This window comes from Flavobacterium rhamnosiphilum, from assembly GCF_004349195.1.
GTDB lineage: Bacteria > Bacteroidota > Bacteroidia > Flavobacteriales > Flavobacteriaceae > Flavobacterium > Flavobacterium rhamnosiphilum.
Genome location: NZ_SMLG01000006.1, coordinates 211,928 through 226,466, shown reverse-complemented (window position 1 = coordinate 226,466; position 14,539 = coordinate 211,928). Strand labels below are relative to the sequence as shown.

Genomic DNA, 14,539 nt, shown 5'->3' with positions numbered 1-14,539 from the left:
ATTATAAGCTAAAATACAATTTTGAAAGCAATTCACAACCTATTCTTTCCATCGGCTCCAACTGTCCCCGTTGGGAATTATAAGCTAAAATACAATTTTGAAAGCAATTCACAACAGGAAAAGGACAGTCCAAAACATATTTCCGGTTGGGAATTATAAGCTAAAATACAATTTTGAAAGCAATTCACAACGCCAGAATAAGTGATGTTTATTTCGTAAACGTTGGGAATTATAAGCTAAAATACAATTTTGAAAGCAATTCACAACACTTATCGCGTTAGGTGTTACACTGCTGTCGTTGGGAATTATAAGCTAAAATACAATTTTGAAAGCAATTCACAACATAAATCGCCTTTAGCCATACTCAAAATCGTTGGGAATTATAAGCTAAAATACAATTTTGAAAGCAATTCACAACAAATTCACCCAAAAGCTGAAATTATATTGGTTGGGAATTATAAGCTAAAATACAATTTTGAAAGCAATTCACAACTATGTTAGCGATGCGGTTGATGTTAACCGTGTTGGGAATTATAAGCTAAAATACAATTTTGAATTTATGAATATTCAGAACGCTTCTAAAAATTAAAAAACAGTAAGGCAAAGTTATTCATACCAACGTTTGTAGCCTTTTGTTTTTTTTTTAAGCTTGTGTTATTTAGCCTAAAAATGTAATGACTAAAATTCTTTCCTCTTCCATAAATACAAAAAAACATTCTCATCAATAAAAACTCACAATTACATCCCCAAAAACCCTAGCCCTGATGGCAGCTGCATCCTTTTTTGTTCGCCTTTTTGGCGAACAAAAAAGATATAGCTAACAGCAGGAAATTGCTTCAAAAAAAACTGTTACCTAACCTAAAACGACTATAAATAAAGGATTTATTTTGAAATTTCATGCTCCTTTACTATCTTTCGTGTTCGATAAAAAAATAGAAACCTTACACATTGAAAAAATGTTAGAAGAAAAGAATGATAACCTGCTTGAAGCAGATGGAAATTTAGAACACAATTCTGTTGAATCTACTCCATTAGAACCAGAAGTTTTGGAAACGGAAACTGTAGCGGAAACTAGTGACAGCGTTACTACGATTCCTGCAGAAGACAATGTAGCAACTCTTAATGATGAAGAATTGTTAGGCACTGAACCTATTATAGAGACTGAAAACCAGACTGTACTAGATGCTATTGCCGAAACAAATGCTGCCGAAAGCGAGGATGAAACGTTGAAGGAACGTCATGAAATTCCAATGCAGGATTATGATACATTATCACTTGAAGCACTGGTAGACGAACTGAAAAGTTTAGTTTCCAATGAAAAAGTAATGTCATTTAAGGAACATATTGAAGAAATCAAAAAAGCATTTTTGGCTAAATACAACCACCTTATTGAAGAGAAAAAAGAGGAGTTCTTAGCCGAAAATCAAGATCCAAACGAAGATTTTCAATATCATTCTCCACTAAAAACAAATTTTGATAAATATTATTCTCTTTTTAGAGATACCAAAAATACCCATTTCAAGAGCTTACAAACGAATCTAAAAACGAATTTAGAAAACCGTTTGGCTATTGTTGAGGAATTGAAAGAGTTGATTAACCCACAGGAAAACATCAAAGACACTTTAAAACATTTTAATGATTTAAGAGAACGATGGAAAACTGCCGGGCCAATTCCAAAAGACAAGTACAACCACGTTTGGAACAATTTCCATTTTCATGTGGAAAATTTCTATGATTATCTGCATTTAGACCGAGAAGCCAGAGATTTAGATTTCAAACATAATTTAGAGCAAAAACAAAAAATTGTAGCGCGTGTTGAAGAATTGGTGAATGAAGCCGATATTAACAAAGCGTTCAGAGAACTGCAGGATTTACATAGAATTTGGAAAGAAGACATTGGTCCTGTTGCTAGAGAACACCGTGATGCAATTTGGAACAAGTTTAGCGATCTGACCAAACAAATGCATGATAAACGCGAAGTTTTGTTCGAAAATCAAAGAGGAACGGAACTTGAGAATTTAGAAAAGAAAAAAGAAATTATTGCCAAAATTGAAGTTTTGGCTACCGAAAAAGTAAATGCGCATACACAATGGCTCGCTCAAATAGAAAAAGTGGAAGCGTTGCGTACTGCTTTCTTCTCTGCCGGAAAAGTGCCATCGGATGTGAATGAAGAAACTTGGGCTAGTTTTAAAACTGCTGTCAGAAATTTTAATTCTTTCAAAAATTCATTTTACAAAGACATTAAAAAAGATCAAAACGACAATTTAAGCAAAAAAACGGCTCTTGTAGCCAAAGCCAAAGAATTGCAAAAAAGCCTTGATTTTGCTGCTACCACACCGATCATGAAACAAATTCAGGATGAGTGGAAACAGATAGGACATGTGCCAAGAAAATATTCGGATAAAATCTGGAAAGAGTTTAAAGATGCCTGTAACCATTATTTTGACAAGTTAAAAGAGCAAAAGAATGAGGAAAACGGTGAAGAAGTGGAAGCTTTTGATAATAAAAAAGCCTACTTGGAAACGTTGAGAGAATTTCAGTTGACCGGAGATCACAAAACAGATTTGGATGCTATCAAATTGCATATCGAAACCTGGAAAAACTTCGGAAAAGTACCTTTCCCAAGAAGACATATTGAAGGAAAATTTAATAAAATCCTGGATGCTCTTTTTGAAAAATTGAGTTTGAGTAAAAAAGATACTGATATGATGCGTTTTGCTAATAGAATGGATCATTTGTCTGAAAGTAATGACACTCGAAAACTGGATAACGAAAAGATTTTCCTAATGCGTAAAATTGACGAAGTTCAAAATGAAATTTTCCAATTGGAAAATAACATTCAATTCTTTACTAACACCCGAAATGCAAAAAAAGAAAATTCTATCGTATTAGAAGTTCGTAAAAACATTGCTATCCACAAGGAAAGCCTTGATGTTTGGAAAGAAAAATTAAAACAATTGAGAAATTTAAACCAACAGTAAATTTCAGTAATCGTTAAAAATAGAAACCTCGATCTTAAATAGTTCGAGGTTTTTTTATGGAGAAAACCTATCTAACGCTAAACTTTAACTTTCATTTATTAGAAAAAATTATATAAATCGAGTGACTAATTTTAGATTTGCAAAATGAATTGGTTTCGAAAAACACTTGTTTTTATTGGGCTTTTAATAGCTTTTTTATTTGCCTTTAGTGCAAATGAAACTCCTATTCATACCACTCAATCAGAAAAATCCAGTTCTTCGGTTTCTGTTAGCAGCATTTATTCTTCAGATTTTATACAACCGCAAGTAAGTAACACATTTACTTCCTATCATAAAACTCCGGATTACAGCATTGTAAAATATCTAGCAAATTTTCTGATTGCAATTCCGGATTTTAAAATTAGCACATTCTTTATTCGTTTCGCGAAACAAGACATCAATCGATGTGAGATGGTTTCGCTCCTACTCTTTCCTTTCCATTTTTTTTGGTGATTTGAAGCACTGATTTCGAAACTTATCTTCCCTTTTGAATTGATTCCTTTGGTTTCGGTTCAAATTATCATGCTTTACAAATAACTAAAAAATAAAAAAATGGATACATCCGTAACAATAATTGGCCTTATACTAACTTTAATAATCGCTATTCCTCTTTTTTATGTGATTCGATCAAATTCGATTAACAAAACAAAAATCAAAATCATAAAAACAAAGTTTAGTCAAAACAATCGCTTTAATTTTGAATTAACCGAAACACAAAATAAAAAAGTCTTGGCATTAGACGAAAAAAACAAAGGTTTTCTTTTGATAGATTTTAATGCAAAGGAAGAAGTTGTTTCTTTTGTAGACTTAAATACGGTTCAATCCTGCAAACTGGTTCCAACAACAGAGAATAATAGTGATACAATTCTAAAAATTGAATTCGAATTTCAATACAAAGAAGGTAAAAAAGCAGTATTTATTCCATTTTACAAAATTGAGAATGACCAAATTGGTCAAGTTTGTTTGTATGAGGATCATCAACTAGCCAAAAAATGGGCAAAAATGATTCAGGATTGCATCACCGTTTAAGTAATTGATATGTTCTGTAAAAGAGGCTTTTGGAGCCTCTTTTTTTTTGTGAAAGGTTTTTTTCAATATGATAATTATCATTTTAATATTTAAGCAGTCGTTCTACTTTTGATTAATATTAAATGACTCCGTTATGAAAAATTCTTTAATTCAAAAATACAATGTTCCAGGCCCCAGATACACCAGTTATCCAACGGTTCCCTATTGGGATGAAACTGATTTTTCAGATGAGATTTGGGCCGAAACACTAAAGAAATCATTTATAGAAAGTAATTCTTCAGAAGGTATCAGTTTATATATCCATTTGCCTTTTTGCGAAAGCTTATGCACTTTTTGTGGCTGTAACAAGCGTATTACCAAAAATCATGGCGTTGAAAATCCGTATATAGAGGCCGTTTTAAAAGAATGGACATTATATTGTAAAATTCTTGGAGAAAAACCAACTATAAAAGAGATTCATTTGGGTGGTGGAACTCCCACATTTTTTTCTACTAAAAATTTAGAGGATTTAATAAATGGTATTTTTGTTCATGCCAATAAAGCCAAAGATCATGAGTTTAGTTTTGAAGGTCATCCGAATAACACTTCGCACGAACATTTGCAAAAGCTTTACGATTTAGGTTTTAGAAGAGTGAGTTTTGGTGTTCAGGATTATTCAGAGAAAGTACAAAAAGCAATTCACCGTTTGCAGCCTTTTCATAATGTGGCAAAAGTTACGTTCTGGGCCAGAGAAATTGGATATACTTCAATTGGACATGATATTATTTTTGGATTACCGTTTCAGGAAATAGAGGATATTATCGACACGATTGAGAAAACAAAATCATTACAGCCCGACCGATTGGCATTTTATAGTTACGCACACGTTCCTTGGATTAAGGGAAATGGACAACGCGGTTTTAATGACGAAGACATTCCAAAAGATGATAAAAAGAGAATGCTGTATGAAACCGGTAAAAAATTATTGTACGAAAACGGGTATCATGAAATAGGAATGGATCATTTTGCGTTGAAAACAGACAGTCTGCATGAGGCTTTTCAAAACGGTAAACTACACCGTAATTTCATGGGTTACAGCTCTTCAAAAACACAATTGATGATTGGATTGGGAGTTTCTTCCATCAGTGACAGTTGGTATAGTTTTGCACAGAATGTAAAAAATCTGGAAGATTATTATCAAGTATTAGAATGGAATAAATTACCAGTTTTCAGAGGGCATTTACTGACTACTGAAGACCTTATCATCAGAAAACACATTCTGAATTTAATGTGTCAATTTGAAACTTCCTGGGAAAACAAAGAGGGTTATTTCAATGAAATTCCAGACGTTATACTTCAATTGAAAGAAATGGAAAATGATGGATTAGTACTCATTAAAGACAATAGCATTGAGGTTACAGAAAAAGGAAAACCTTATGTTCGTAATATTTGCATGGCATTCGATTTACGTTTGAAAAGAAAAGCACCGGAAACCGAATTATTTTCAATGACAATCTAATGTTTCTCAATCTTACAAAAATAAAAAAGCACGCTGAATGGCGTGCTTTTTTTATACTAAACTATTAGAAAATTAATGACAATTAGGATCGGCTTGAATAAACAAACTCATATTAGTTGGAGAAATGTAAGGAATTCCCAATCCCAATCCTCTTAAAATAAATAAACAACCAATGCATACCGCCACATAAGGAATCGCTTTTTGGATTCTGTTTCGAATAGGCACCGTTAAAAACGAATTGATATACACGACGCTGCTCATCATAGGAACGGTTCCTAATCCGAATAAAATCATATACAAAACCCCAAGACTTTCACTTTGCATCGCGATAGCACCAAACAAGGCAACATAAACCATTCCGCAAGGCAAAAAGCCATTCAACAAACCAATAGTGAACAGGGATTTATAACTCTTGTTTCTAAACTGACTTCCTAAAGCCGTTTTGATTTTAGAAATTAATTTAAAAACAGGTTTTGAAAAATTGTATTTAGCAAAAATTTTCTCCGGAGTCAAAACTACAACAATCATGGCTACACCAATGAATATGGATAAATTCTGTTGTAAACCAGCCATAAAAAACCCTTTTCCAAGCAGTCCAAAAACAAAACCAATAGTCGCGTAAGCCGTTAATCTTCCTAAATGATAGGTAATGATTTGAGTTGCTTTTTTGGCCTGATTCGTTCTGTCTACGGGCAACATCATAGCAATAGGACCGCACATACCAATGCAGTGAAAACTACTTATTAAACCGAAAATGAAGGCAGTGTAAAGCATTTTTTTAGTCTAATGTCATAAAGTCAAAAGTCTTAAAGCCAATTGATGGACTTTCTGACTTTTGACTTTAAGACTAATTCATATATATTGTTTCTTTAGACAAATACGATTTTCCATCATATTGCCATTCCATATTAATGTCCCATCGACCGCCTGCCAAACTTTTTTTAGGTATGAGCAAAGTAGTAGCATCAGATAGTGAAATGGGAATTTCAAAATCTAATTTTTTGTTAGACGGTCTGTAAAAGGACACTTTACCTTTGATGTTTTTTGGAACAAATACTTTTGGGAATGCTATTTCAACTCCATTTGAAACAATATTTATTGTTGGCTTTTGAGCCAAATCTTCTACATTTTGAATTCGTGCCATTTCATCTCCAAAATGCGCATCATGTTTGTAATATTCTTCTACAACTAACTCATTGTCATATTTTGAATCGGATTGTACCGTAAAAACAAAATACAAAATGAAGGTTATAAACAAACCAAAAGCGATTACGATTCCTGTTCCCCAGCTAATTTTCATGATCTATTTTTTTATAAATTCTAATCCTAGGTTAAAAGGATATTAATCAAAACTTCGCGGACTCAAAAAGTTAGTGCTGCTGGTTTCAATTTTTTCATCTCCATTATAAACCTCAATTTTCAATTTTGTTTTATCGCTGTCCAATAAATTTTGGTTGATTTCCACAAATAACGTTCCTCCATTCATACCTTGTTTTGGTACTTTTAAATCTTTCTTCCCAACCACTTTTAAAGTTCCTTTTATGCCCACCAATTTGAAATGAATATCATTAAAATCAGTGTTGGTTTTATTGATAATTTTAAAAGTATAAATGTTACTGATATTTTCGCCTTTGTGTTCGAACAACTGACCCGGAAGCCTCAATATACTGGCTTCAACATCAGAACGTAAAAACAACAATCCAATCAAAATACCTGTCAAAATGAATAATACGGCTGAATAGCCTTTCATTCTAGGCGTGAACTTGAACTTTACTTTTTTCTCGATTTCCTCTTCCGAAGCATAACGAATCAGTCCTTTAGGCAATCCTATACCGTCCATAATCGTGTCACATTCATCAATACAAGCGGTACAATTGATACATTCCATTTGTGTCCCGTTTCTGATATCAATTCCGGTTGGACAAACATTTACGCATTGCTTACAATCAATACAATCGCCTTTTCCGGTAGCTGCTCTATCCTCTTGTTTGTTGAATTTAGCCCTGCCCACTTCTTTTTCGCCACGAACAAAATCGTACGCTACATTTATCGATTTATCGTCTAATAAAACGCCTTGCAATCTTCCGTAAGGACAGGCTATAATACAAACTTGTTCTCTAAACCATGCAAAAATAAAATAGAAAACTCCTGTAAAAATCAATAACGAAACCAAAGTACTCAGATGATTTTCAGGTCCTTCTTCAATCATTAAAAGTAACTTGTCACTGCTGATAAGATACGCCAGAAAAACATTGGCAATAAAAAAAGAAATGATTAAAAACAGAGTCCATTTAAAGGCTTTTTTTCTGATTTTCTCTGCATTCCATTCCTGCTTTTCCAAACGAATCTGAGCACCACGATCGCCTTCAATCCAGTATTCTATTCTGCGGAAAACCATTTCTAAAAAGATGGTCTGCGGACAAATCCATCCGCAAAATATTCGTCCATAAATCACCGTAAAAAGAATGACGAAAACGACACCAATAATCATAAAAAGAACGAACAGATAAATATCCTGTGGCCAAAATGGAAATCCGAAAATATTAAATCTCCTTTCCAATATATTGAACATCATGAACTGATTGCCATTTATCTTTATAAAAGGATTCGCAACAAGTACAATCAGTAAAAAATAACTAATCCATTTTCTGTAATCATAAAACTTTCCAGAAGGCTTTTTGGGGAAAATAAATTTTCTGTTTCCTTCTTCATCAATCGTCCCGATGGTATCTCTAAAAGCTTCGTCTGGTAATTTTGACATTTTTTTTTATTTAAAACACAAGTTCAAAATAATTATTAAAATTCTTAAGCTAAATAAAAACGTGTGTTTCTAATTGTTATTTAACTGCAACTGTAACATTTTCTTCTACCCAAACTTCCCCTTCCGAAGCTTTAGCAGCTGGTGGATTGCTTCCTTTTAAGGATAAAATATAGCTGGCAACTTTTTGCATTTCTTTAGGTTTCAATGTTCCTTTCCAGGAAATCATTCCTTTTCCGTCACGTCCTCCATTGACCAGCGTATGAAACACATTTTTTATTCCACCACCTAAAATCCATTGGTCATCCGTTAAATTTGGTCCTATCTGACCTCCAGCATCAGCTCTGTGACAAGCGGCGCAATTAGTAGTGAAAATCTCTTTTCCAGCTGCTAAATCAGCAGGATCTGTCAACAAAGTCACCGTTTTTTCATCCATCATGTCCGGAGCAGTTTTCATATATTCCGCAATATCAATTTTGGCTTGAGCAACTTCTTTTTTAAGTTCCATTTCCTGATTATCAGCCCCTAATACTTCATATTGCACCATATAAACAACCCCAAAAACGATACAAGCATAAAATAAATACACCCACCATGTCGGTAAATTATTATCTAATTCTTTTATTCCGTCGTAATCGTGTTCTAATAATAACTGATCTTCATTGGCTAATGACTCTGTTTTAGTCAATTTCTCCATCAATTTTTTGTACCACTCACTATCCTTGAAGCTCAAATCATTTGCTTCATTTAATTTGGCTTTTTGTTCCTCAGTCAATAAATGATAGGTAATAGTATCAACTGCTTTCATCGTGATTTCTATTGCAATCAAAAGGAAAAGAAACACGAATAAGAATACAGAAACCATTGGAAATTTTATAAAAGCAGGTCGATCTCCTGAGTCTATGAAATATTCCATTGCCATCATTACAGCAAAGAAAATAACAGGTACTCTAACGTATACTGGAATTAATTTTTTCATTTTCTAAATTTTAAAAAATTATACTATTTAATTGTCTCTCAATGGAATTTGACTCAATTCATTTATCGTTTCTTTCTTATAGGAGAACACCCATAGACCCAAGCCCACGAAAAAGACGAAAAAAATTAATAATGATAAGATGGGATATATTGCCACACCTTCAATCGTTTCCATATTGTGTTTTATTTGTTCGAACATAACTTTTATTTTTTAGCGATATCTTTTACTTTAATATCCGTTCCAAGTCTTTGCATATAAGCAATCAAGGCAACGATCTCCCTTTCGTTCATTGGAACAAATTTCTCTCCTCTGGCTTCGGCTTTTTTCTTGCTTTCGTCATAACTTTTCACGAAGTCAGGATCATTTTTCAAGCTTTCTTCAATTGCAATCGCTTGTTTTCTTAAATCATCTAAACCACTTGCAATCTGAGCTTCTGAGTAAGGAACACCAAGTGTTACCATAACCTGCATTTTCTTTTGAGTCAAAGAAACATCCATTGGTTTATTGTCAAACAGCCACTTGTAACCTGGCATAATTGAACCTGCAGAGGTGCTTTGCGGATTCCAAAAGTGGTTAAAATGCCAATTGTCATTGTATTTTGCTCCTACTCTTAATAAATCCGGACCTGTACGTTTTGATCCCCAAAGGAATGGATGATCGTAAACAAATTCTCCTGCTTTAGATTGCGGTCCATAACGTTCTACCTCACTACGGAAAGGACGAACTGACTGCGAGTGACAACCTACACAACCTTCACGAATGTATAAATCACGTCCTTCTAATTCTAATGGAGAATACGGTTTTACACTTGCAATGGTTGGAATATTGGATTTAACCATAATCGTTGGTACAATTTGGATAACACCACCAATTAAAATTGCAACTGTTGCCAAAATAGTTAACTGAATCGGTTTTCTTTCTAACCAAGGGTGAAATTTTTCCCCTTTTACTCTTCCTGCACTAATTTTCAATAATTCAGGAGCTTCAGCTAATTCATCTTCAATTTTAGAACCTGCTCTTACGGTTTGAATAATGTTGTACACCAAAGTGAACATTCCAATTAAATAAAGGGTTCCACCAATAGCTCTCATCCAATACATTGGCATGATTTGAGTTACTGTTTCAAGGAAGTTCCCGTAGGTTAAAGTTCCGTCCGGATTGAATTGTTTCCACATAGATGCTTGTAAAAAACCAGCAACATACATTGGAATCGTATATAATATAATACCTAAAGTACCTATCCAAAAGTGAAAATTAGCTAACTTAAGAGAGTACAAATTGCTTTTGGTCATTCTGGGAACCAACCAATAAATCATACCAAAAGCCATAAATCCATTCCAAGCCAATGCGCCAACGTGAACGTGAGCAATAATCCAATCCGTATAATGCGCGATAGCATTTACATTTTTAAGCGATAACATCGGACCTTCAAAAGTCGCCATTCCGTAACCGGTAATCGCTACTACGAAAAATTTCAAAACGGGTTCCACACGTACTTTATCCCAAACACCTCTCAACGTTAAAAGTCCGTTTATCATTCCACCCCAAGATGGCGCAATCAACATAATAGAGAAAGCAACTCCTAAATTTTGTGCCCAGTTAGGCAAAGCAGAATATAATAAATGGTGCGGTCCAGCCCAGATGTAGATAAAAATCAACGACCAAAAGTGAACAATTGACAGTCTATAAGAATATACCGGACGATTCGCCGCTTTTGGAACAAAATAATACATTAATCCCAAGAAAGGTGTGGTCAAGAAAAACGCTACCGCATTATGACCGTACCACCACTGTACTAAAGCATCTTGAACTCCTGCATAAACAGAATAACTTTTCATTCCAGAAACCGGCAATGATAAACTATTGAAAATATGTAAAACTGCCACGGTAACGAATGTTGCCAAGTAAAACCAAATCGCAACATATAAATGGCGCTCTCTACGTTTTAAAATGGTTCCAATCATATTGATCCCAAAAACAACCCAAATCAATGCAATCGCAATATCTATTGGCCATTCTAATTCGGCATATTCTTTTGAAGAGCTATATCCTAACGGTAATGATATGGCTGCAGCGACAATAATTAATTGCCAACCCCAGAAATTAAGATTACTCAAAAAATCACTGAACATTCTGGCTTTTAACAATCGCTGTAATGAATAATAAATACCGGCAAACATTGCGTTCCCTACGAAGGCAAAAATAACGGCATTGGTATGTAAAGGTCTTAATCGACCGTAACTCAACCACGAAATACCATCAGTAATATTTGGAAAAAGGAACATAAAGGCCAATGTAAGCCCCACCAACATTCCTACCACTCCAAAGACAATGGTCGCGTAAATGAATTTTTTTACAATTTTGTTGTCATAATAAAACTGCTGCATTTCCATAATTAAATTTGTTTTTATTTTAATTTTAGTATTTAAAGTTGAATATTATAAAGTCGTTGAACTTTCGGCTTTCGGTTTTTTAACTTTCGACTGAATTAGCTCATCGTCAAATAACATTCTGACTGATGGCGTATAATCGTCGTCGTATTGACCTGTTTTTACTGCTCGTATAAAAGCAATAAAGAAACCAATGGCGACTATTATACTGATGGAGATTAATAAATAAATGACACTCATACCTTAATTTGTGTTAACAAAGTTACTTTGACGTTTTCGAGTAAAATATGACATTTGTCATACTTATTGACATATGTTAAATTTATGTGAAAGCGCAACTCAAAAACTTATATAATTCTATTTGCATAATAACTACTCATCACCGTTACAAAACTTACAATGGTTATTGTACTCAAAGGCATGATAATAGCTGCTACCAAAGGCAATAAATTACCTGTAATAGCAAACGATAATCCCACCACATTGTATAATAAGGATAGTGCAAAACTCATTTTGATGGTCGTTATGGAATTCTTGGATAATTTCAAGAAATAGTTCAATTTTTGAAACTCATTGGCATCCAAAATTGCATCACAGGCCGGTGAAAAAACATTCACATTTTCAGAAATTGAAATCCCAACATTACTTTGTGCCAAAGCTCCTGCATCATTCAGCCCATCACCTACCATCATTACATTTTTGCCTTTTTCCTGTAAGTTTTTAATAAATTCTAATTTTTGTTCTGGTTTCTGATTGAAAATTAATTCCGTGCCTTTCGGCAAAAGTTGTTCAAGAGTGTCACGTTCGCCCTCATTGTCACCAGATAAAACCTTGATTTGATATTTACTGCTTAAGTTCTTGAAAAGCTGTTCAAGTCCTTCTCTGTATTGATTGTTAAAAATGAATTTTCCGTAATAAACATCATTTATCTTTATGTGAACCGACGTTTGCTGAATGTTATTTTCTTCTATTTTATCTACAAAAGCGGCAGAACCTATTTGAATTTGGTGGCCAAAAATCTGGGCTTGAATCCCTTTTCCGGTAATTTCTTCAAAATGATCCACTTTCAACTTTTTGGTGTCATTTGCTGATTTATTTTGCAAAATTGGAATAGGCAAATAATCATACAACATTCTGCTCAAGGGATGATTTGAAGCCCGAAGCACATTTTTTATCAGCAACAAATTTTCATCGGAAAGAACGGTTCCTTCATAGGAAATATTCGATTTTTTATTGGTGGTAATCGTTCCCGTTTTATCAAAAACAATCGTATCTACTTTCGCTAATTGTTCAATAACCAAAGCATTTTTGAGATAGAATTTCTGCTTTCCTAAAATTCGTAATATGTTCCCAAAAGTGAATGGAGCTGTCAATGCCAAAGCACAGGGACATGCAACAATAAGCACTGCTGTAAACACATTGAAAGCGGTATTGGCATCAATAAAAATCCAATATCCAAATCCTGCAAAAGCAATCAGTAATAAAATAGGCGTAAAATAACGACTAATGCTATCCGTTATAGTTTTGTGTTTTTGTTCTACATTTTTCTGGAACACATCATTACTCCATAATTGTGTCAAGTAACTTTGGGAAACAGAATGTAAGACTTCCATTTCGATAACTTTCCCTATTTGTTTTCCGCCTGCAAATACTTTATCACCGGATTGTTTCGTAATAGGAATCGCTTCTCCGGTAACAAAACTATAATCGATTTCTGCTTTTTCAGAAATTAAAATCCCATCAACCGGAATGAGTTCCTGGTTTCTGATGAGTAGTCTGTCGCCTTTTTCAACTTCGTAAATCGCCACACTTTCTTCGGAGGCATCTGCATTAATTTTGGTAATTGCTATTGGAAAATACGATTTAAAATCCCTTTCGAAACTCAAAAAACTATAGGTTTTGATTTGGAACATTTTACCCAAAAGCATGAAGAATATCAATCCGGTTAAGCTGTCGAAAAAACCGGAACCGTAATCCATGACAATATCAAACGTACTTCTCACAAACATCACAACAATTCCTAAAGCAATAGGAATATCAATGTTGAGCATTTTGGTTTTGATACTTTTATAAGCCGAAACATAATAGCCACTTGCCGAATAAAAGAAGCTCGGCAACGCTAAAGCAAAAATCAACCATCTGAAAAAGCCACGGTATTGGTCTAACCAATATTCTTTCACTTCAAAATATTCCGGAAACGAAAGCAACATGATATTTCCAAAACAAAAGAAAGCAACGCCTAATTTATACGTTAAACTTCTATCTACATTATTAGTCCCCGTTTCATAGTTTTCTAAACTGATGTAGGGTTCGTAACCAATAGAACTCAACAAATAAACAATCGTTTTGATAGAAACAACTTCAGGATTAAAAGTAATTCGGACTCTTTTTTCAGGAAAATTAACCTGAGAAGTGCTTATTCCTTTTTGAAGACGCTGTAGATTTTCCAAAATCCAAATACACGAGCTACAATGAATATGAGGAATATTAAGTGAAATAATTGCGGTTGAATTTTCTTGAAATTCCAAAAGTTTAGATACAATACTTTCATTGTCTAAAAAATCATATTTACCATTAATGTCTTGAGGGGTTGCTCCAGGGGATTTTTCAAAATCATAATAACAAGTCAAATCATTGAGACTAAAAATTTCGTACACCGTTTTACAACCATTGCAACAAAAATTTCTCGCGTCAAAAATAATTTCTTCTTCTTTTATAATATCTAAACCACAATGGAAACAGTTTTGTGTGTCCATAGCTTTGCTCATTTTACCTGGAACAAAGGTCATCAATTGAATAAGTTAAAAATATGATATTTGTCATATTAAAGAGTTAGTTTTGTAATGCAAATAAATCACACACAAT

At 33.8% G+C, this 14,539-nt stretch carries 11 protein-coding genes and 1 CRISPR repeat array (1 of these 12 only partly in view); of the genes, 3 read left to right on the top strand and 8 right to left on the bottom strand.

Annotation, left to right across the window (positions count from 1 at the left end; all coding sequences use genetic code 11):
* Positions 1-493: a CRISPR direct-repeat array (repeat unit 46 nt; unit sequence GTTGGGAATTATAAGCTAAAATACAATTTTGAAAGCAATTCACAAC); it reaches 1,904 nt to the left of the window's first position.
* A 463-nt stretch (positions 494-956) separates the two neighbouring features.
* The 3 genes from E0I26_RS10100 (at position 957) to hemN (ending at position 5,547) form a co-directional block, all read left to right on the top strand.
* Positions 957-2,981 (top strand): DUF349 domain-containing protein, encoded by a 2,025-nt coding sequence (locus E0I26_RS10100; protein ID WP_131916356.1) that lies wholly within the window; start codon positions 957-959, stop codon positions 2,979-2,981.
* Positions 2,982-3,572: 591 nt separating this feature from the next.
* Positions 3,573-4,049, top strand: a complete 477-nt coding sequence (locus E0I26_RS10095; protein WP_131916355.1) for a hypothetical protein — start codon at positions 3,573-3,575, stop codon at positions 4,047-4,049.
* Positions 4,050-4,182: 133 nt separating this feature from the next.
* On the top strand, positions 4,183-5,547 hold the full coding sequence (gene hemN, locus E0I26_RS10090) for an oxygen-independent coproporphyrinogen III oxidase (protein ID WP_131916354.1): 1,365 nt from the start codon (positions 4,183-4,185) through the stop codon (positions 5,545-5,547).
* Positions 5,548-5,619: 72 nt separating this feature from the next.
* Here hemN and E0I26_RS10085 read toward each other — a convergent pair whose 3' ends face one another.
* The 8 genes from E0I26_RS10085 to E0I26_RS10050 form a co-directional block, all read right to left on the bottom strand.
* On the bottom strand, positions 5,620-6,321 hold the full coding sequence (locus E0I26_RS10085) for a sulfite exporter TauE/SafE family protein (RefSeq protein WP_131916353.1): 702 nt from the start codon (positions 6,319-6,321) through the stop codon (positions 5,620-5,622).
* 73 nt (positions 6,322-6,394) lie between these two features.
* Entirely contained in the window at positions 6,395-6,847 is a 453-nt protein-coding gene (locus E0I26_RS10080) for a FixH family protein (protein WP_131916352.1), read from the bottom strand.
* A 42-nt stretch (positions 6,848-6,889) separates the two neighbouring features.
* A complete protein-coding gene (gene ccoG / locus E0I26_RS10075; RefSeq protein WP_131916351.1) occupies positions 6,890-8,308 on the bottom strand; it encodes a cytochrome c oxidase accessory protein CcoG in 1,419 nt (472 codons plus the stop codon).
* A 76-nt stretch (positions 8,309-8,384) separates the two neighbouring features.
* Positions 8,385-9,284 (bottom strand): cbb3-type cytochrome c oxidase N-terminal domain-containing protein, encoded by a 900-nt coding sequence (locus tag E0I26_RS10070; RefSeq protein WP_131916350.1) that lies wholly within the window; start codon positions 9,282-9,284, stop codon positions 8,385-8,387.
* 27 nt (positions 9,285-9,311) lie between these two features.
* On the bottom strand, positions 9,312-9,482 hold the full coding sequence (locus E0I26_RS10065) for a cbb3-type cytochrome oxidase subunit 3 (RefSeq protein ID WP_131916349.1): 171 nt from the start codon (positions 9,480-9,482) through the stop codon (positions 9,312-9,314).
* 5 nt (positions 9,483-9,487) lie between these two features.
* Positions 9,488-11,677 (bottom strand): cytochrome-c oxidase, cbb3-type subunit I, encoded by a 2,190-nt coding sequence (gene ccoN, locus E0I26_RS10060; RefSeq protein WP_131916348.1) that lies wholly within the window; start codon positions 11,675-11,677, stop codon positions 9,488-9,490.
* Positions 11,678-11,722: 45 nt separating this feature from the next.
* Positions 11,723-11,914: a cbb3-type cytochrome oxidase assembly protein CcoS gene (gene ccoS / locus E0I26_RS10055; RefSeq protein ID WP_131916347.1), complete on the bottom strand. Its 192-nt coding sequence runs from the start codon at positions 11,912-11,914 to the stop codon at positions 11,723-11,725.
* A 107-nt stretch (positions 11,915-12,021) separates the two neighbouring features.
* Positions 12,022-14,430, bottom strand: a complete 2,409-nt coding sequence (locus tag E0I26_RS10050) for a heavy metal translocating P-type ATPase (RefSeq protein WP_131916346.1) — start codon at positions 14,428-14,430, stop codon at positions 12,022-12,024.
* Positions 14,431-14,539 lie beyond the last annotated feature (109 nt).